Raw genomic sequence first — 17795 nt, 5'->3', positions numbered from 1 at the left:
GTCCGATCGGGGTCGGGCAGCGAAATGCTCGAGATGCGGTGTGCGCGGGTGCAGGTGACGTCACTCGCCATGGGTGCTGTACCGGTTCCGGAGCGACAAAGCAGTCCTGAACGTGCAGCGAACAGTGGCCGGTTCGATCCTTCTCTCGCTGTCCCGCTGACCTGGTTCGACCGGCCGACGCTGGACGTGGCCCAGGCGTTGCTCGGGATGATCCTGGTCAGTGTCGTCGATGGCGAGCTGGTCGCGGGTGTGCTCGTCGAGGTCGAGGCATACGGTGGGCCGGACGATCCGGCCTCGCATGCGGCACGCTACCGGAACGGTCCGGTGCAGGCGATGTGGGGGCCGCCGGGTCATGCCTACGTGTACCGGGCCTACGGTGTGTATCCGTGCTGCAATGTCGTTACCGAGCCGGAAGGGAGAGCCGGAGCGGTCCTGCTCCGTGGAGCGGCACCACTCGTCGGTCTCGAGGTGATGCGGGCGCGCCGGCAGGCGATGCGACCGGGCCAGCGCCTGCTTCCGGACGAGCGCCTGGCGAGCGGACCGGGGGCGCTGGCCATCGCGTTCGGGATCGGTCTCGAGCACAACGGTATCCCGTTGGACCGGCCGCCGGTCTGGCTCCAGCCAGGCGGGACTCCCGAACGGGTCGTGAGCACCCCGCGGATCGGGATTTCGCGTGGCCAGCACCTTCTTTGGCGCTTCGTCGTGGCGGACCATCCTGCCGTCTCGCGGCGAGGGCACGTCGAGTAGACTGAAGGTGTGTGGGCCGATCGGCCCGGCGAAACGGGAACGGTCGATGATTCCCTTCCCGGCCTTCCAGCTGATGAGTCTCGTGATGGTGCTGCTATCGGTCCGGGCGCTGGGGCGGGCCTGGCGGGTACGAAAGCGTCTCTTCGCTGAGCCGCTCGAGGCTAGTCAGCTCGGCCTGCTCGTCGAGCTCGCGCTCTTCGTGCTCGTCCCGATCAGCGTGCTCTTGCACGAAGCCGGTCATGCCGTCGCAGTCTGGCTGGCCGGTGGGCAGGTGACCGGGTTCGGGTATCTCCTGTTCCTCGGCTGGGTCGAATATACCGGCGTCACGGACGCGCGAGCCCAGTTCTGGATCACGCTGAGCGGGAACCTCGTCAGTGTCGGACTCGGCCTGGCAGCGGTCGTGGCCGGGCTGTTCGCTCCGCTGCGGCGGTCCGTCAATGCACTGCTGTTGGTAGCTGGTGGACTGGTACTCGCGACCAGCCTCGTGTTCTACCCACTGCTCGACTTCGCGACTGGGCTTCACGGTGATTGGGTGCAGCTCTACAGCTCCGGCGGGATGTCTCCACGCGTTCTCGGGCTCGCGCACGCTGGACTCCTCCTCGCCGGTATCGGGTTGTGGCGCAGTCGCTGGCTGCGCTGGCGTGTCTCGGAGCGGATCGGCCTCTCCTGGCGGCTCGACGAGCGTGACCGGCGTGCGTTGGCCTGGCGGCAACTGGCCACAGCAGCTGAGCAATTGCGGGCGGCGGAACCCGGACTGACGCTCACCGTGGAGCAGCAGGCCGGTGCGCCGCAGCTGGCGCTCCGTTGGCAGCGTGCCGATGGACAGCGGGTGCTGCTGACGCGGATCGGCGATCGGCCGGACGTGATCGAGGTCGTCGCACTGGCTGGGGAGCCACCCGTGGTGCGCGCGACCTGGCGCGTGATCGTCCCCGACCAGGTACTCTACCAGCACCCCTCGCCGTTCGCCGCGCTGCTGGAGCGACTGCGGTCGGCTGCTGACGCGCTGAGCGTCGCTTCCCAGGGAGCGTGACATGCTGCGCTGGTGGCGACGGGACCGCGAAAAACGGGACGCAGAACCCGAGCGAGCGACACCAGAACCGGGTCGGCCGTTCGTCCGCGAGGCTGAGCGCCGTCTCCTGGCTCGCTTGCTCCGGCGTCGCGAGGAGTTGCGGTACGACTTGGCACAATCCGAGCACGCGCTCCAGCCGGAGAACCGCTGGACCGAGCGGCTCCGTGAACTCGATGCGGCGATCGCCGACGTGGAGCACCAGCGAGCGCAGCGAGCTGGTGCACCGGCCCGAACTGGTGATCCGCCGTTGCCGGCGGTTCCGATCGCGGTCACCGTCGAGCCGGAGCGTACCGCGGCGACCGTCACACTCGACATCGCCGGCGTTGCCCTGCGCTGGGTCGAGGAAGTGGACTGGGCCGAAAGGGGACACCAGCTCGCGCCGGCGCGGCTCCGGCGCGTGGAGGGGAATGCAACCGAGATTCTGCGGGCGGTCGGTTACCAGGCGGCACCTGCTGCACTGTTGGAAACGCTCGAAGCGAGCCTCGATCTGGTCGCGGCTGACGCATTGTCGGCTGCGCGGCGGGAGCCGATCTGGTCGCCGCTGACCCTGGGTGATCTGGCACGCCCGTGCGAACAGTGCGGCGGCTGGCGGGACGTGCGCGGCCGTTGTCCGACCTGCACAGCCCGTGACTGGCAACGGCAGCAGCTCCTGCTGGAACGGAATCGGCTCCGCCAGGAGCGGGACGAGGTGTTCCGCGACTGGCAGCGGGCGCGCGATCGCCTGCCAGTGATCCAGAGGCAGCTTGCGGAAGTCGAAGCGGATATCCGCCAGCTGCAGACGAAAGGCGTCCAGCCGAGCGGCGAGGGCTGACGGCGATTCGTTCCAGCATTTTCGGCTATACTCCTGGGCGATCTTCCCCCGTATGACTCGGGCGAACAGTCTCGGGGAGGGAAGGGGTGCAGTGGCGGGAGCCGCTCGAGCTGCTGGTTGGGAACCGGCGGTTCGCGGCGCTCTGGATTTCCGATCTCGTCGCGACGATCGGCGACCGGGTGCACCGGGTAGCGCTGGCTGCGCTGGTGTACGAGCTGACCGGCTCCATGACGGTCGCTGGGCTGGCGTTTCTCGCTTCTGGGCTGCCCGATCTCGTGCTCGGACCGCTCGCTGGTGTCGTCGTCGATCGGGTCGATCGGCGGCGCGTGATGATCGCCTCCGATCTCGCGCGCGTCGTGCCGGTGATGCTGCTGCCGATCGCGGGAGAGTACTGGATCGGTAGTCTCTACGTCCTGCTGTTCCTGATCAATGCGGCCGCGATCCTGCATCGGCCAGCTAAGATGGCGGCGATCCCCGCGGTGGTGCCGCAGGGCCAGTTGACGAGGGCCAATTCGCTCTCCTCGCTCGCCGAGAGTTTGGGAGATATCGGCGGCTATCCACTGGCTGGTTTGGTCGTCGGCGGGCTCGTCGCGCTCCTCGGGAGTGACCGAGGGCTTGTCTTCGCATTCGCGGTCGCTGCGCTCGGGTACGTTCTCTCGGCTGCCGTTCTCTGGCCGCTCCGCTTGCCACCACAGCCGCACGTGGAGAAGCGATCGACCGCGCTCGTCTGGCGCGAGCTCGTCGACGGGGTCAACTACCTTTTCCGGAATGTGCTGCTGCGGACGAACACGATGCTGGTCGCCCTGGGAGCGATCGCGATCGGTATGGCGATGCCGCTCCTGGTCGGTTATGCCTATGGCGTGTCCGCGCAAGGAGAAGTCGCCTACAGCCTGCTCAACTTCGGGATCGGCGTGGGGAGCGTGGCCGGGGCGCTCCTCACGGGGGTACTGAACACCCGGCGGCTCGGCACGCTCGTCCTGTCGGGGCTGGTCCTGATGGGGGCTGGGCTAGCTGGGCTGGGCGTGGGGCCCCCGCTCTGGGTCGCGGTGCTGCTGACCGGGCTCACCGGCTTCGGGAATTTGCTCTTTCTGGTGCCGAGTGTCACGATCGTCCAGCGGATCACCCCGGCGAGCTTGATGGGACGGGTCTTCGCGCTCCGTTCCACCCTGCTCTTCACGGCGCTGATCGTCGCCAATGGCATCGGTGGCTGGCTGGGCGACCAGCTGGGTGCCGATCGTGCCTTCCTCGCCATCGGCAGCTTGCTCGTCGTGGCGTCGCTCGTCGCGGCAGCGATCCCGGTAACGCTCCTGGCTGACCGTCTGGACGAGTGGACGCTCGAGCCGTCCGGTTGAGACGGTATACTTCCTGACCGCAGTTCGGAGAGGGGCGATCGTGCCGGAACACCCGCTTGCCCGCGAGGTCTACGAGATCTTGACGCAGCGTCAGCTCACGCTGGCGACAGCTGAGTCGTGCACTGGTGGGCTGATCGGGCACCTGGTGACGACCGTACCGGGGAGCAGCGCGTACTACCTCGGCGGGGTCATCGCCTACAGCAATCGTGTCAAGGAGACATTCCTGGGTGTTCCTGCCGAGGTGCTCCGTACCGTTGGCGCGGTCAGTCGCGAATGCGCCGAGGCCATGGCGCGCGGCGCGCGCGAGCGCTTCGGTAGCGACTACGCCGTTGCCACGACCGGCATCGCTGGGCCGAGTGGTGGGACACCGAGCAAACCGGTCGGGCTGGTCTACGTTGCGTGTGCCGGCCCGCATGGGGTGACAGTCGAAGAGTACCGGTTCGTGGGGACACGCTGGGAAAACATCGAGCAGGCGGCCGAAGCGGCGCTGCGGTTGCTGCTGAAAGCCGTCCGCGAGTGATTCGTGCGTACGGATTCACCGATCGTTCCTGGGAACGAGTGGAGCGTATGGAATACGAGAAGACACAGCTTCCTAACGGCATACGCGTCGTCACGAGCCGGATGGCACACGTGCGTTCGGCGACGGTCATCGTGTACGTAGGGGTGGGATCGCGGTACGAGAGCGACCAGATGGCCGGCATTTCCCATTTTCTCGAGCACATGCTCTTCAAGGGAACAGCGCGCCGGCCCGATCCGGTCCTGATCAGCGAGGCGATCGAGGGGGTGGGTGGCATCATGAATGCCTCGACGGGCCGGGAACACACCGATTACTGGGTGAAGGTGCCGAGCCAGCATCTGGAGCTGGCGTTCGATGTCCTCGCCGACATGCTGCAGCATTCGCTCTTCGATCCCACCGAATTGGAGAAAGAGCGGCACGTGATCGTCGAGGAGATCCGCGGCATCCGCGATACGCCGGACGACTACGTCCACGATCTCGTCGATCAGGCACTGTGGGCCGGCCATCCGATCGGTCGACCGATCATCGGCTCCGAGGAGACCGTGCAGGCGATCACGCGGGAGGAGCTGCTCGCCTATCTCGCGCAGCATTACCGGGCGGATCGGTTGGTCGTGGCGGCGGCAGGTGACCTGACGCACGGGCAGGTCGTCGAGTTCGTCGAGCGGTACTTCGGGGACCTGGCGCCGGGTGGGCCAGCCGATCCGCATCCGGCGCGTCTGGACGATGCCCGACCGGGCGTCCGAATCCTGGCGCGGCCGACCGAGCAGGCGCACCTCTGTGTGGCCTTGCCGGCACTCCCGTACCGGGACGAGCGACGGTTCGTGCAAGGCATGCTCGATGCGGTGCTGAGTTCCGGTATGAGCTCGCGGTTGTTCAAGGAGATTCGCGAGCGGCAAGGGCTAGCCTACGAGGTCTATGGCTACGTGCGCGAGTACGCCGATGTCGGCCAGGCGGTGATCTATACCGGGACGGACATCGAGCGGGCGGAGCGGGCGTTGCGCGCCGTACGGGGAGAGCTGGACAAGCTGGTGCGCGAGCCGGTACCGGTGGACGAGCTGGAGCGGACGAAAGAGCTGCGGGTCGGGCGGATCGTCATGGGGCTGGAAGACAGCCGGGCGGTCGCGGGCTGGATCGGCGGTCAGGAACTCGCCTTCGGCGAAGTGCTGACGCCGGAAGAGGTGATCGCCCGTATCCGGGCGGTGACCAGCGAGGAGATCCAGGCGCTCGCCCAGGAGCTGTTCCGGCCCGAGCGCTTCGCGCTGGCGGCGATCGGCCCGTTCGAGGACGGTGAGCGACTGCTCACGGTCGTGCGCGAGGCGTAGCGTCGACCATCCGCGCTGGGCATCGTGAAACCGGCTTGCTTCCAATGATCGTTCCCTCTGTTATCGTATGAGCGGACAGGGAGTTCCTCGCCCGTACATACTCGGCATGCTGGTAGGGTGTCCTCTTTCTCGGCAACTACCTGTCCGCTGCACCGACCAGCTGCTCGATCCAGGGGCGTTCGCGGCCGATGGTGGTCGTCGGGCCATGGCCGGGAAAGACAACGACCTCGTCAGGGAGCTCCAGCAGGCGGCTGAGTGTCCGGATCGTCTCGTCCATGCTCGAGCCGGGGAGATCCACTCGACCGTACCCACCAGGAAACAGCGTATCGCCGCCGAAGAGCCAGCCGCGTGACGGTTCGTATAGCGAGATCTGCTCCGGTGTGTGGCCAGGCGTGTGAATGATGCGGAAGCGCAGCGGCGTGAAGTCGAGCGTGTCACCGTCCTGCACCAGCTCGTCCGGCGGGGCTGGTTCGATGGCGAACGGGAGCTCGCCGAGGAGGGGCCGGGGCTGTTCGAGCCGGGGAACTGCGAAGGGATGCGCCACGATGGGCGCGCCAGTCTCGCGCCGGAGCTTGGCGGCATCGACGATATGATCCCAGTGCGTGTGCGTGATGACGATCCGCTCGAGTCGTGCGTTCCGGTGTTCGAGCTGGTCTAGGACAGGCAGACACGAATCGGGCGGTGCATCGATCAAGAGCGCCCGACGATCAGCGATGAGGAGGTAGGGGTTCGTCTCCAGCGGGCCACATGGCAGGGTGACGATCTCGACGTCCACAGTTCCTCCCTCCGGTCCTCGCGACTCACCGCTCGATCATAGCGTACCGAGGCAGGACTGCGTCAGCGCTAAAGATCGCGTCGCTGGAACCGCAGCATGGCCAGGCACAGCATGACCACGGTATAGCCAATGCTGTACCAGACTGCGAGCCCGCTCGGGGGGACGGTGGTTCCGAACGGTGTGGGACCCATGAAGTTGACCGCGATCCGCGGTTGGACGAGGTAGCTCGCCAGCCGCCACATGCTGTCGCTCGGGACGAGAATGGAGACGATCACGCCGATGCGGACGAGCACGTCGTTGTCGAGCGCGGTGCCGATCTGCTCGACGAGACCACCGGTGATCGCCATCCCATAGAGCATGAAGACGATCACGCCATTGGCGACTGTCGAGAAGAGCGTGCTGCCGAGCAGGGTGAGACTGAGCAGGATGAGCGCGACGAGCAGGATGAGGCCATACGCTCGCAGCACATTCGGCGGCGTGTAGTCGCCGATCAGGCGGGCAGCGAGGACGACGATGGCAACCATCACGCCGATGTACACAGCGAGCATCGTCGCATAGCCGAGCCATTTGCCGAGAACGATCTCCCAGCGCCGGATCGGCTTGGACACGATGGCGTGGAGCGTTCCCTGCTCGATCTCGCTGGCGATCGTGCCGACCGAGGCGAAGATGGTCATGACGCCAGCGAGAAAGTTCACGGTCCAGAGTCCGAGCAGTACCATGGCACTCGCGAAGACTTCGTAAGGAAACACGGTTCTCGTTCCACTCGCTGCTCGCCGTGCCTCCATCGCACGCCAGTCTTGAACGAAGAGATGGAAGCCCCAGACGTAGAGGGCAGCGAACAGTACACTCAGGAGCACGACGCCGAGGACCAGCTTCTTCCGCAATCCCTCTCGGAAGGTCAACCGTGCGATGACGAGCGCCTTGCTCATGCCGGTGGCTGCCCCCTGTCCTCGATCAGGCGGACGAACAGGTCCTCCAGCGAGCGACGCTCCGGGATGACACCGAAGACCGGAACACCGGCTGCCACCAGGAGGTCGACGGCACGCGCGATGGCCGCTTCGTCCGGTGCCCGGGCGACGAGAACGGGTCGCTCGCCGGAACGGACGTCTTCCACCTGAACGATCCGCTCGAGCGAAGCGAGCGCACCGTCCGGCAAGGCACCGAGGCGGAACTCGACGACGAGCTCGCCGCGCAGGAGTTCTTCTAGTGGGCCGATCGCGATGACGCGCCCGTGGTTGACGAAGGCGACACGGTCACAGACCGCCTCGACTTCGCTCAAAAGATGGGAATTGAGAAAGACGGTCACACCTTCTGCCCGGAGGCGACGGATCAGGTCGCGGACGTCGCGACGCCCGAGCGGGTCGAGCGCCGAGGTCGGTTCGTCGAGGATGACGAGGCGAGGCGCCGCGAGGAGCGCCTGGGCGATCCCGATCCGTTGCTGCATGCCCTTCGAATACGTGCGGACACGCCGCCGCGCAGCCTCGGTGAGGCCGACCAGTTCGAGGACTTCGGGAATGCGCCGACGCCGCTCGGCCCGGCTCAAGCCGTACAGCTGCCCGTGCAGGTCGAGGAGTTCCTCTCCGGTCAGCCAGTCGTGGAAACGGAAGAGTTCTGGGAGATAGCCGATCTGACGACGTGCCCGGTGATCCCCGAGTGGGTAGCCGAGCACCCGACCGTCACCTGCCGTCGGCCGGATCAGTCCGACGAGCATCTTGACAGCGGTCGTCTTGCCGGCCCCATTGGGCCCGAGGAAGCCGAAGACTTCGCCGTACCCGACGGTAATGGTGAGGTCCTCGAGCGCCACGCGGTCTCCGTAGACCTTCCGGAGACCGCGTGTCTCGATGGCCCACTGTGTCACCGGTATCTGCTCGTCGCGCTCTTCCATACTCCGGGGCACCGGCTTCTGTCAGGCTAGCGGAGCGAGCGTGCGACAGCGAGCGTCTCGTCTGCGCTCAGGTTCCCGCCGACGACGTGGAGGATGCCGCGTTCTTGCCAGAGCACCGCCGTCCCGTCCGGGGACTCGATGAGCAGGCCGCTCGTTCCACGCACGGACACAGTGCGCGATGTGGCGTGCTCGGGGAGCGGAATGATGAGCGTCTCGCGCCAGTCGCGAACGGCCCGGATTTGTGCCACGACGTCGGGCGGCAAGCCGGGGAGCATCAGGAGATCCTCGCGCAGGAGTTCGGGGTCGATCTCCGGTGGGAGGTCGAGCGTCGGGCTCTCCAGCTCGGCGACGACCAGCGCCTGCTGGTCACCGACTTGCCAGACCTGGGCAGCGCTGGCCGGTACCGTGAGACCGACCGTCACGGACGGCGTGACCGAGGGATCGGGCAAGCTGGCGAACTGCAGCCCGAGCTGGCTGAGTGCCTGCTGAGTCTGGGCGACGTCGATCGTCACTTCTTGACGACGCGCGTCGCCGACCAGATAGCGCGGTTGGACCGCAGCGAACGCTTCGGGGACAGCCGACGGAACCAGCGGTGTCCGCCCGAGATGGGCGGCGACGTCGTCGAGCGACCCGACTTCACGTATACCCTCGGTCTGGTTCGATGGGCTGAACTGGAATGCCTGGCTGAGGCGTTCGTGTAGTGCTGCCCGATCGCTTTCCGGGACGGTACCGAACTGCTCGCTCAGAGTACGGATCGTGTCGGCCGGAATCGTAATCGCGGCGAACTGCTGAATACGGAAGCGCTGGACCAGCTGGTCCGCTAAGGCACCCAGCGGTGCGAGCCAGACGACGAGCGCGACAGCGAGCGTCGCGGCGAGGAGCGAGCTAACGACTCGGAGACGCGGCATGGTCCGTTCCTTTCGGGCAGGATGCGGAACGACAACATCGGCTGGCCGATCAGCCTCGAGCGATGCGAAGACTTGGGCGACCAACAGCGCGTTGGAGCGGAGCTCCTCCAATCGCTCCCGGCACCGCAAGCACGTCGCGAGATGCTCGCGCGTCGCCCGGTCATCCGGTTCGTCGACGAAGCGACGCAGTGTACCGATCGACGGGCAACCTGGACGACGCCAGTTCATTGTGCCACCTCCTCCGTTTTCTGGACGAGCGCCTCATAGTGCTGGCGGAAGCGACGCTCGGCACGAGCGAGCAGCGTACCGACGGAACTCTGGCGAAGACCGAGCGTCGCTGCGATGTCTTCGTAGCTCATGCCGCTCGCCCGGAGCGCCAGCAACGCGCGATCGCGCTCGGACAACCGCTCCAGAACGTTCCGGACGAGCAGCGAGGTCTCGACGTGCGTTTCACCATCTGTGCCTGCCGAGCGGTCGAGCCAGTCCAGCCGGAACCAGCGGAGCCAGTGGAAGCGCGCACGGCGACGGCTGCGCAGGACGTTCAGCGCGGCGTTCGTCGTCACGCGGGCCAACCAGAGCTGTAAGGCTTTCGGCCCTTCCAGGATCGGTGGGCGCTCGTAGAGGCGAAGGAAGACGTCCTGGCAGATGTCCTCGGCATCGTCCCGGTGACCGACGATGCGGAGCGCGATCCGGTACACGTATGCCCGATAGCGCTCGTGCAGCGCCGTGAATGCCTGCTCGTCACCGTGCTGCGCGGCCTCGAGGAGTTCGCTGTCACTCGGGCTCGCTGTCTGGAGCACGTCGCCGACTCCACTCCCTCGCTCTATGGTAAACACCGCTGAGTGGCACCATGTGACACCACCCAGCGGTGCTGACCGAACCGAGAACAGAGCGTCAGCTGCCCATCACGGGGTCGGGGAGCCGGCTGACGTACGACTCGGGCTCGGGGTCGCCTGCGGTGTCCGTGTCGGTGCCGCGGTCGGCGTTCGTGCTGGTGTCGTTGGAGTCCCGGCTGGACTCGTCGGCGTGCGTGCTGGCGTCGCGGCCGGTGTCCGGGGCGGTGTGGCAGCCGGTGTCGCCCGCGGCGTCTGGGCTGGTGTCGGCGTACGTGGTGCTGCGGCTGGCGTGGCCGCCCAGGTCGGTGTCGGGGTGGATCCACCGCCACGACAGGCAGGGAGAGCTGTCACGACGAGTGCCAGCAGGACGAGCAGAGAAACGACGGAACCGATGCGCGCCGCTCGCACGATCGTCACCGCCCTTCCTCGATAACGCTCGCCAGCCGAGAGAGCAGGGCTCTCGTCCCGCTCTCCATCCATCTCGAACACCGCACGGCTTGGGAAGTCTGACACCCGCGTCTTCGAGCACGCTGTGGTACAGTCGGCGCCGGTCGACGAGCATGGGAGCTCGTTCGGGAAGGGACACCGAGGATGGTTCGACGAGGGATCCTGCTGTTCCTGCTCGTTTGGGGTATAGCGCTCGCGGCCTGCCGCTCGAAGGCGCCGACCGCGACACCGGAGCCAGCGAAGCCCGTCGCCACGGCGACCGCAGCGGCATCTCCGACCGGAGTGAGTACGCCGCCGGTGACGGGCACGCCGACAGCGGGCACGGCGCCGATCGTGCTGCAGCCGCCCAACCTCGTGCTGCGAGGCGCAGCTGGTGAGCAGACCGCGACGCTGGGACCGTTCTTCTGGGTGCTCGATTCGGGCTTCGCTGGGGAGACGTCTGCACCAGGCCTCGTGCCGCCCAGCGATCGACCGCTACCCGTTCGATCCGGAGAGACACTGCGCTTCGCGTTGAGCGAGGATCGTCCGCCGCAGACGGTCAAGCTGGCAGTCTATCCACAGGAGGGAAACTTCGAGAAGATCGCGGGCGATCCGGCCGCGCCCGAAGGGTTCGTCGTCAAGACCGATCCGGTGGCACAGGCCCAACCGCCCCTGGAAGGATCCGGCTTCAGCTGGACGGTACCGGAACTGCCAGCGGGATCGTACTTCATTCGGGTCGAGATCGAATGGCCCCAGCACCCGAAGAACCCGCGGCCCGATAAACTGCCGCGGGCGGTCTATGCGTTCTGGGTGCAGGTGTCCTAAGTGGCGTTACGGTGGCGGTGGCGAACGGGATACCCGCAGGGTTGCTCTTTGCATCACTCCTCGGTAGCATGCTGGGGTTAGGCTGGCATGCTCTGTTCGGCCGGCGGCTCTGGCAGCTTCCACTGTACTGGCTCGGCGGCATACTCGGCTTTTGGGGTGGTCTGGTCGGGAGTTCGTTGACCGGGCTTGCCGTCTACCGGGTCGGTACTGTGCCAGTGCTCGAGGGGAGCAGCGGGGCGCTCTTCGTACTGGGACTGGTGTGGCTCGTCACGACGCCGGCCGAACCACCGCGGGTACGGCGGCCGCGACGACGGAGCCGGCGAGGCGCCGACGGCTCGACTGGGAAGGGGTAGGGAATGCGACGTGGCTGGCTGTGGGCCATCGTGGGCGGATTACTGATCATTTTCGTTGTCCTTTTCGTCATCCTCTACTTGCTCGGGGGTCCGGAACAGTCGCCGCTGGAGCGGGTGCGTGATATCGCGTTGATCTTCCTCGCGCTGTCGACGGTATTGGTCGTCCTGCTCCTCGGTGCGCTGGTCGGTATCGGTATCTGGCTGGCGCTCCTGATCCGCGATCACCTCATCCCGTTGCTCGGCGCAGCGACCGAGACGATGACGCGTGCCAAAGGAACGGTCGAGTTCGTCGGGGAGACGGTCGCCCGACCGATCATCCGCACCTATGGGCGGGTGGCTGGCTTGCGGGCATTGATCCGCACGCTGACCCGGGGGTGAGACCGTCAGCGCACGTGCCGCCTGCACCAGCGCGAGCTGCCAGCACGTGGGCCTCGCTTGTCTGTCCGCTCCCCATCTCGGTGAGGAGACCGTGCTTGGCATCCGTCTTTTCTGGCCGCTAGACTGATCACGTACCTGAGCCGACGGGCTGCGCCGCTGCCCCCACTGTGCCGGTTCGTCGCGGGAGTTCAGCCATGCTGACCGAAACCGAAGCGGCCGTCCGACTCGTCATCGCGCTCTTGCTCGGTGGTCTGCTCGGCTTCGAGCGGGAATTGAGTGCGAAACCGGCTGGTCTGCGGACGCACATGCTCGTCGCGGAGGGCGCAGCGCTGTTCATGGTCTGCTCGATGCTCCTCATGGAGCAATACTCGCGACCCGGAGCGGGCGGTTTCATCGATCCGAGTCGTATCGGTTCGACGATCGTGACCGGGGTCGGATTTCTCGTTGGTGGCATGATCCTGCGTGCCCGCGATCGCGTCTTCGGTCTCACGACGGCTGCAGGGATTTGGGTCGCAGCGGCCATTGGTATGCTGGTTGGTGCCGGTTACTACCTCATCGCGATCATCGGGACGTTGCTCGCTGTCGTGACGATCGTCTTCGTGCGGCGCATCGAGCAGTACCTACGTGTTCCCGAGCGGGCGCGCGAACGACCGCTCGACGAGTTGCCGGTCGAGGAGTGAGAGCGATGCCGATACGGGTGAAGCGGGTCTACGAGCCGGCCGATCCGAGCGACGGTGAACGGTATCTCGTCGAACGGCTCTGGCCGCGCGGCGTGCGACGCGACGCACTGCAGCTCACTGCCTGGCTGCGTGACGTTGCCCCGAGCGATGCGCTACGACGCTGGTACGGGCACGACCCGGCCAAGTGGCCGGAGTTTCAGCAACGCTATCGCGCTGAGCTTCTCGCCAATCCGTCGGCCTGGCAGCCGCTCCTCGAGGCGGCTCGGCGTGGCGTGGTGACGCTGCTCTTCAGCGCCCGCGACACCGAACGCAACAGCGCTGTCGTGCTGCGCGCGTTCCTCGAGGAGCAGCTTTCGGCCGACCTCACTGCTCGCTGAGGAAGCAGCCGCGACGAGCAGCCGCTCGCACAGCCCGACGCGGATCGAGGACGAACGGTCCATTGGGAGAGAGGCGCACCAGGATTTCCGCTGCCTGTTCGACATGGAGTTCCCGCTCACCATCGAGCGCCAGCGTGCACGGGCACCGGTCGATCGGAAGCGAGGCGCCGAGGGGAAGCGTTCGCCACGAACGGACGGCGATGTCTCGCACCAGTCCAGGAGCGAGCGGCGCGGTCACCCGAAGGGAACCAGCACCCAGTTCGACCACAGCGCCTTGCTGCTCGTCGGTGTGGCCGATGAGTGCGGCTGGCACGGCAGCGAGGCCGATGACGCCAGGGAGGAGTCGTGCCACGACGATCAGCTCGATCGTCGTGGGGTCCCAGATGGCCCGCGAGCCGATGAAGCGTTCCCGGGAGACGGCGACATCGATCAGCGCGATATCCACGAGCGTCCCGTCGACCCAGACCTCGAGGCGGGGCACTCGTTCCAGGCAGTCGCTGAGCTGGCCGGTCGCGAACAGACCAGCAACGAGCCCAGCGATCGTCCCGTCGACCAAAAAGGGGAAGACGTTGTTGGTTCCGGTGGCGATCGGGACCAGCGGGAGCGCTCCGCATCCGCGAGCGACGACCCGGTTCGTCCCGTCGCCACCCAGCGTCACGATACAGGCGACGTCGTGCTCGGCGAGCCAGGCGGCAGCTCGTTCGGAATCGCTCGCGGTGAATTCGCACGGGACCGGTATCGGACGAAGGTCGAGCGGGAGTGCCAGACCAGCAGCAGCACGCTCGACGATGCCGAAGCTGTCACGCAGGTACCACACCCGCTCGACCCCGGTCGTGACCAGCCCGCTCAGGACCCGGCGCACGATGCGGACTTTTTCCTGGTTGTCGAACGTGGAAGCGAGCGCGACGAGCCGGCGGACATCCTTCCCGGCGTTTGGATTGGCGATGATGCCGACGCTCGCTCCCGACCCGTGTCCCGTCACACGATCTCCCGTACTGCAGCGATGACCCGCTCTGGGCTCGGGATGTAGAACTGCTCGAGCGGCGGGCTAAACGGTACTGGCGTATGTGGTGCCGTGACCAGCTTGACCGGCGCGTCGAGATAATCGAATCCCTTGTCGACAGCCAGAGCCGCGATGTCCGCCGCAACCGAACAGCGGGGGTTATCCTCGTCGACCACCACCAGACGTCTCGTCTTGGCCAGCGAACTCAAGACCGTGTCCTCGTCGAGCGGCGAGAGCGAGCGGAGATCGATGACTTCGGCATCGATCCCCTCAGCGGCCAGACGCTCGGCAGCCTGGAGCGCTACGTGCACCATACGGGAAATCGCGACGATCGTGACGTCGGTCCCTTGTCGCTTGATGTCGGCCTTGCCGAGCGGGACGACGTAGTCACCTTCGGGCACCTCGCCGGTCACGTCGTAGAGCATCTTGTGCTCGAAGAACATGACCGGATCATCGTCGCGGATGGCAGCGATGAGGAGCCCTTTGGCGTCGTATGGCGTTGCGGGAGCGACCGCCTTCAAACCGGGCATGTGGGCGAACACCGAATAGTGGCACCCGGAATGCTGACCGGCTGCACCGAAACCCGCCCCGATCATCGTGCGGATGACCATGGGGACTTTCGCCTTGCCCCCGAACATGTACCGCAGCTTGGCGCCCTGGTTGAAGATCTGGTCCATACAGACGCCGAAAAAGTCGACGAACATGAGCTCGGCGACCGGGCGGAGGCCGGTCACGGCGGCGCCGACGGCTGCACCGATGAACCCTGCTTCGCTGATCGGGGTATCCAGAACGCGCTGGCGCCCGAACTCGCTCACGAGGCTCTTGGTCACGCCCAAGGGTCCGCCCCAGGCTCCCTCCTGCTCGATATGCTCGACCGTCGCACCACCAGCGACGTCCTCGCCCATCAGGATGACGGTCGGATCACGGCGCATCTCGAGTCGCAGTGCTTCGTTGATCGCTTGTCGGTAGCTCAGAACACGAGTCGCGACGACCATCGCAGCGCTCCTTTCATCAATGGCGGAACGCGAGCTGCTCGACTGGATAGCTGACGTACACGTCGGTCAAGCACTCCTCCGGCGGCGGGTAGGGGCTCGCCTCGGCGAACTGCACCGCCTCCTCGATCGCGCGCTTGACGGCAGCATCGATCGCGTCCAGCTCGTCCTCGCCGAGCAGTCCCTGGCTCAGGACGGCTTGCCGGAAGCGCTGGATCGGGTCACGCTGGCGGTAGGATACCTCCTCGTCGGGTGTTCGATACGTCACCGCATCGCCCTGGAAATGGCCGTAGTACCGGAAGGCACGGCATTCGAGCAACGTCGGTCCCTCACCGCGCCGGGCTCGGGCGATCGCCTCGCCGGCCGCTTCGTAGACAGCGAACACGTCAGTGCCGTCGACGAGGACGCCTGGCATGTCGTAGGCCGCAGCGCGTGACGCGATGTCCGGTGCTGCACAGTGATAGGTCCACGGCGTGGATTCCGCGTACAAATTGTTCTCGCAGACGAAGACGACCGGAAGTTTCCAGATCGCCGCGAGGTTCATCGCCTCGTGCGTCGTTCCCTGCTCGGCCGCACCGTCGCCGAAGAAGCAGACGGCCACCTGGTCGGTACCGAGCGTCCTGGCGGTGAGGCCAGCGCCGCACGCGATCGGGGGACCACCACCGACGATCCCGTTCGCCCCGAGCATCCCTTTGTCGACGTCGGCGATGTGCATCGATCCACCCTTGCCCTTGCAGACACCGGTCGCCTTGCCATAAAGCTCGGTCATCATCGACTTCACGTCGACACCCTTGGCGATACAGTGCCCGTGCCCGCGATGCGTGCTGGTGATGAAGTCCCGGTCAGTCAGGTGTGCGCAGACGCCGACCGCGATCGCCTCCTCGCCAGCGTAGAGGTGGACGAAGCCGGGCAGTTTCCCCGCTGCGAAGAGTTGCGCGACGCGGTCCTCGAAGGCGCGGATGAGCGCCATCCGCTCGTACATCCAGAGCAGCTTCTCGCGGGGGATCTCCATGCTGCACCTCCCTCGTGATGTTCGCTCAGGCTGTGTCCGCAGTGAGCCACTTCCCTAGCCAGGCCGTCACTTCCGCGAGCACGCGCGTGAACACCGGATGGCCCGGGTTGAGCCAGTTGAAGTGCCCCATGCCGTCGAGCAGCGCGAGTCGCTTCGGCTCACGCGCGCGTTCGAAGGCGGCGAGCGATTCGTCGGGAGCGACGAGCACGTCCTGCTGCCCATGGACGAGCAAGAGCGGGCGTGGTGCGATCCGCTCGACCTCGCGCTCCGGTTCGTACTCGAGGAGCGCTTCGGCCGAATCGAGCGTCACGTCGGGGTCGACGGTGAGGTCCGGGAAGCGCTTGGCGAGTTCGCGGAGCGTCACCTGCGTTTCCGGATCCGGTGGCATGATGCGGGAAAGCGGAACGCGTTGCGGTGTGTCCAGACGGACGCGCTCGCGCCGGTCGCGGGCCAGTTCTTCGAGGAACAGACGCCATTCCCATTCGGGGCGCAGACTGCGGAGCCAGCGACGGCCGTTGGTGACCGGAGCGATGGCGACACAGGCACGGACACGCTCGTCGAGAGCGGCGACCGACAACGCGTGGGCACCACCCATACTCAAGCCGGCCACTGCTAGGCGACGCGCATCGACCGCCGGGTGCGTTTCCAGCACCGTCAAGGCTGCCCGCGTGTCGCGGACGCGCTCGAAGGGGATCAGCCGTCCGCGCGGCCCCTCGCTGGCACCGAAGCCGCGGTAATCGAAGATCAGCGTCGCATAGCCCGCCTGAGCGAGTGCCTGGGCGATCAGCGGCATCCCGAGTTCCTTGATGCCTTGGATGCCAGCGCAGAGGACGATGCCGGGAACACGTCCGGTCGTTTCGGAGGGGAGGAACAGCTCGCCGGCGAGCGTGTAGCCATCGCTCCGGAAGCGAATGGGCTCACCGCTCGGTCCAGTCGGCTCGGCTCGTGCAGCGAGATACCGCTCGACGTCCTCGGCGGTGATCCGGCCACCTGGTCCCGTACCGGGAACCCGAGCGAGGTCGATACCGTGGTCACGCGCGAGTTTGCGGGCAGCTGGCGTCGCGCGTACTTCCCCGGTCGGGGGCGTTTCGCGCACTGGACTGGTCGGGTCGGTCGGACTCTCCGGAGACGTTGCCGAGCTCACGGCCGACACTGTCGGGAGCAGTCCCGCGAGGTCGACGTCTTCGCCGGGCTCGGCGATCACCGCGACCGGGGCAGCGACTGGCAAAGTCGCTCCCTCCTCGGCGAGGATGTGACTGAGAACACCGGAAGCCGGGGCTTCGACCTCGACGGTGAGCTTTTCCGTCTCGACCTCGAGGACGGGCTCGCCCGCCTGAACCGGTTCCCCCGGCCGTTTGAGCCAGCGACCGACTCTCCCCTCGGTCATGGTGAGGCCGAGCTTGGGAATGACGAGGAGCGTGGCCATCCTCGCTACCCATCCATTTGCAGCGGCGCATCAGGAAATCTGTATCCAGGCTAAGTGATCATCGCCCAGTTGTCAAGTCCTGCCCCAGAGGTGCTGGTCGG

The 17795-nt window shown here is 66.5% G+C and carries 21 protein-coding genes; 11 read left to right on the top strand and 10 right to left on the bottom strand.

The genetic code is table 11. The annotated features are described in order from the left end of the window. Positions 1-48 precede the first annotated feature (48 nt). The 6 genes from OO015_RS04295 to OO015_RS04270 all read left to right on the top strand — a co-directional run bounded on the left by OO015_RS04295 (position 49) and on the right by OO015_RS04270 (position 5818). Positions 49-747 (top strand): DNA-3-methyladenine glycosylase, encoded by a 699-nt coding sequence (locus OO015_RS04295; RefSeq protein ID WP_265939997.1) that lies wholly within the window; start codon positions 49-51, stop codon positions 745-747. A 46-nt stretch (positions 748-793) separates the two neighbouring features. Beyond that, the gene (locus OO015_RS04290) at positions 794-1777 is read left to right on the top strand and encodes a hypothetical protein (protein ID WP_265939996.1); all 984 of its coding nucleotides are present in this window, start codon (positions 794-796) and stop codon (positions 1775-1777) included. Between the two features lies 1 nt (position 1778). Then, complete coding sequence (locus OO015_RS04285; RefSeq protein ID WP_265939995.1) at positions 1779-2627, top strand: hypothetical protein; 849 nt, start codon at positions 1779-1781, stop codon at positions 2625-2627. An 86-nt stretch (positions 2628-2713) separates the two neighbouring features. Beyond that, positions 2714-3979 carry an MFS transporter gene (locus OO015_RS04280; protein WP_265939994.1) on the top strand — a complete coding sequence of 422 codons (1266 nt, stop codon included), beginning with the start codon at positions 2714-2716 and terminating at the stop codon, positions 3977-3979. Between the two features lie 40 nt (positions 3980-4019). Next, positions 4020-4499 carry a CinA family protein gene (locus tag OO015_RS04275; RefSeq protein ID WP_265939993.1) on the top strand — a complete coding sequence of 160 codons (480 nt, stop codon included), beginning with the start codon at positions 4020-4022 and terminating at the stop codon, positions 4497-4499. Positions 4500-4546: 47 nt separating this feature from the next. Beyond that, complete coding sequence (locus OO015_RS04270; protein WP_265939992.1) at positions 4547-5818, top strand: M16 family metallopeptidase; 1272 nt, start codon at positions 4547-4549, stop codon at positions 5816-5818. A 136-nt stretch (positions 5819-5954) separates the two neighbouring features. On the opposite strand, the gene OO015_RS04265 is transcribed toward OO015_RS04270, so the two are convergent. From OO015_RS04265 to OO015_RS04240, 6 genes are all read right to left on the bottom strand, one after another. Further along, positions 5955-6593, bottom strand: a complete 639-nt coding sequence (locus tag OO015_RS04265; RefSeq protein WP_265939991.1) for an MBL fold metallo-hydrolase — start codon at positions 6591-6593, stop codon at positions 5955-5957. A gap of 68 nt (positions 6594-6661) precedes the next feature. After that, positions 6662-7522: an ABC transporter permease subunit gene (locus tag OO015_RS04260; protein WP_265939990.1), complete on the bottom strand. Its 861-nt coding sequence runs from the start codon at positions 7520-7522 to the stop codon at positions 6662-6664. Then, complete coding sequence (locus OO015_RS04255) at positions 7519-8478, bottom strand: ABC transporter ATP-binding protein (protein ID WP_265939989.1); 960 nt, start codon at positions 8476-8478, stop codon at positions 7519-7521. Before OO015_RS04255 ends, OO015_RS04260 begins: the two co-directional genes overlap by 4 nt. Before the next feature lie 26 nt (positions 8479-8504). Beyond that, positions 8505-9614, bottom strand: a complete 1110-nt coding sequence (locus tag OO015_RS04250; RefSeq protein WP_265939988.1) for a hypothetical protein — start codon at positions 9612-9614, stop codon at positions 8505-8507. Then, positions 9611-10186 (bottom strand): sigma-70 family RNA polymerase sigma factor, encoded by a 576-nt coding sequence (locus tag OO015_RS04245; RefSeq protein WP_265939987.1) that lies wholly within the window; start codon positions 10184-10186, stop codon positions 9611-9613. Before OO015_RS04245 ends, OO015_RS04250 begins: the two co-directional genes overlap by 4 nt. 105 nt (positions 10187-10291) lie before the next feature. Continuing rightward, positions 10292-10639, bottom strand: coding sequence for a hypothetical protein (locus tag OO015_RS04240; RefSeq protein WP_265939986.1), 348 nt, complete (start codon positions 10637-10639; stop codon positions 10292-10294). A 174-nt stretch (positions 10640-10813) separates the two neighbouring features. Between OO015_RS04240 and OO015_RS04235 the strand changes: the two genes are divergently transcribed. From OO015_RS04235 to OO015_RS04215, 5 genes are all read left to right on the top strand, one after another. Next, the gene (locus OO015_RS04235) at positions 10814-11473 is read left to right on the top strand and encodes a hypothetical protein (protein ID WP_265939985.1); all 660 of its coding nucleotides are present in this window, start codon (positions 10814-10816) and stop codon (positions 11471-11473) included. 11 nt (positions 11474-11484) lie between these two features. Continuing rightward, positions 11485-11826 (top strand): hypothetical protein, encoded by a 342-nt coding sequence (locus tag OO015_RS04230; RefSeq protein WP_265939984.1) that lies wholly within the window; start codon positions 11485-11487, stop codon positions 11824-11826. 3 nt (positions 11827-11829) lie between these two features. Then, positions 11830-12204: a hypothetical protein gene (locus tag OO015_RS04225; protein WP_265939983.1), complete on the top strand. Its 375-nt coding sequence runs from the start codon at positions 11830-11832 to the stop codon at positions 12202-12204. Between the two features lie 194 nt (positions 12205-12398). After that, complete coding sequence (locus tag OO015_RS04220) at positions 12399-12884, top strand: MgtC/SapB family protein (protein ID WP_265939982.1); 486 nt, start codon at positions 12399-12401, stop codon at positions 12882-12884. Between the two features lie 5 nt (positions 12885-12889). After that, complete coding sequence (locus OO015_RS04215; RefSeq protein WP_265939981.1) at positions 12890-13261, top strand: DUF488 domain-containing protein; 372 nt, start codon at positions 12890-12892, stop codon at positions 13259-13261. Here the strand turns inward: OO015_RS04215 and OO015_RS04210 are convergent. The 4 genes from OO015_RS04210 to OO015_RS04195 are packed head-to-tail and all read right to left on the bottom strand — an operon-like array spanning position 13248 to position 17694. Continuing rightward, a complete protein-coding gene (locus tag OO015_RS04210; protein ID WP_265939980.1) occupies positions 13248-14243 on the bottom strand; it encodes an NAD(+)/NADH kinase in 996 nt (331 codons plus the stop codon). The two genes, OO015_RS04215 and OO015_RS04210, sit on opposite strands and share 14 nt — an antisense overlap. Then, a complete protein-coding gene (locus OO015_RS04205; RefSeq protein WP_265939979.1) occupies positions 14240-15259 on the bottom strand; it encodes an alpha-ketoacid dehydrogenase subunit beta in 1020 nt (339 codons plus the stop codon). The genes OO015_RS04210 and OO015_RS04205 overlap by 4 nt, the downstream gene beginning before the upstream one ends. 16 nt (positions 15260-15275) lie before the next feature. Beyond that, positions 15276-16268: a thiamine pyrophosphate-dependent dehydrogenase E1 component subunit alpha gene (locus OO015_RS04200; RefSeq protein ID WP_265939978.1), complete on the bottom strand. Its 993-nt coding sequence runs from the start codon at positions 16266-16268 to the stop codon at positions 15276-15278. A gap of 25 nt (positions 16269-16293) precedes the next feature. Then, positions 16294-17694 carry an alpha/beta fold hydrolase gene (locus tag OO015_RS04195; protein WP_265939977.1) on the bottom strand — a complete coding sequence of 467 codons (1401 nt, stop codon included), beginning with the start codon at positions 17692-17694 and terminating at the stop codon, positions 16294-16296. Positions 17695-17795: the final 101 nt, after the last annotated feature.

This window comes from Thermomicrobium sp. 4228-Ro, assembly GCF_026241205.1.
Taxonomy (GTDB): Bacteria; Chloroflexota; Chloroflexia; order Thermomicrobiales; family Thermomicrobiaceae; genus Thermomicrobium.
The sequence above is the reverse complement of the archived record's forward strand: the minus strand, read 5'-3'. Positions and strand labels throughout refer to the sequence as shown.

Excerpts from the sequence above, each read along its gene's own strand:
- OO015_RS04290 (WP_265939996.1), top strand. The coding sequence starts at position 794 with ATGATTCCCTTCCCGGCCTTCCAGCTGATGAGTCTCGTGATGGTGCTG.
- OO015_RS04285 (WP_265939995.1), top strand. The coding sequence starts at position 1,779 with ATGCTGCGCTGGTGGCGACGGGACCGCGAAAAACGGGACGCAGAACCC.
- OO015_RS04270 (WP_265939992.1), top strand. The coding sequence starts at position 4,547 with ATGGAATACGAGAAGACACAGCTTCCTAACGGCATACGCGTCGTCACG.
- OO015_RS04260 (WP_265939990.1), bottom strand. The coding sequence starts at position 7,522 with ATGAGCAAGGCGCTCGTCATCGCACGGTTGACCTTCCGAGAGGGATTG.
- OO015_RS04255 (WP_265939989.1), bottom strand. The coding sequence starts at position 8,478 with ATGGAAGAGCGCGACGAGCAGATACCGGTGACACAGTGGGCCATCGAG.
- OO015_RS04250 (WP_265939988.1), bottom strand. The coding sequence starts at position 9,614 with ATGAACTGGCGTCGTCCAGGTTGCCCGTCGATCGGTACACTGCGTCGC.
- OO015_RS04235 (WP_265939985.1), top strand. The coding sequence starts at position 10,814 with ATGGTTCGACGAGGGATCCTGCTGTTCCTGCTCGTTTGGGGTATAGCG.
- OO015_RS04225 (WP_265939983.1), top strand. The coding sequence starts at position 11,830 with ATGCGACGTGGCTGGCTGTGGGCCATCGTGGGCGGATTACTGATCATT.
- OO015_RS04220 (WP_265939982.1), top strand. The coding sequence starts at position 12,399 with ATGCTGACCGAAACCGAAGCGGCCGTCCGACTCGTCATCGCGCTCTTG.
- OO015_RS04215 (WP_265939981.1), top strand. The coding sequence starts at position 12,890 with ATGCCGATACGGGTGAAGCGGGTCTACGAGCCGGCCGATCCGAGCGAC.
- OO015_RS04205 (WP_265939979.1), bottom strand. The coding sequence starts at position 15,259 with ATGGTCGTCGCGACTCGTGTTCTGAGCTACCGACAAGCGATCAACGAA.
- OO015_RS04200 (WP_265939978.1), bottom strand. The coding sequence starts at position 16,268 with ATGGAGATCCCCCGCGAGAAGCTGCTCTGGATGTACGAGCGGATGGCG.
- OO015_RS04195 (WP_265939977.1), bottom strand. The coding sequence starts at position 17,694 with ATGGCCACGCTCCTCGTCATTCCCAAGCTCGGCCTCACCATGACCGAG.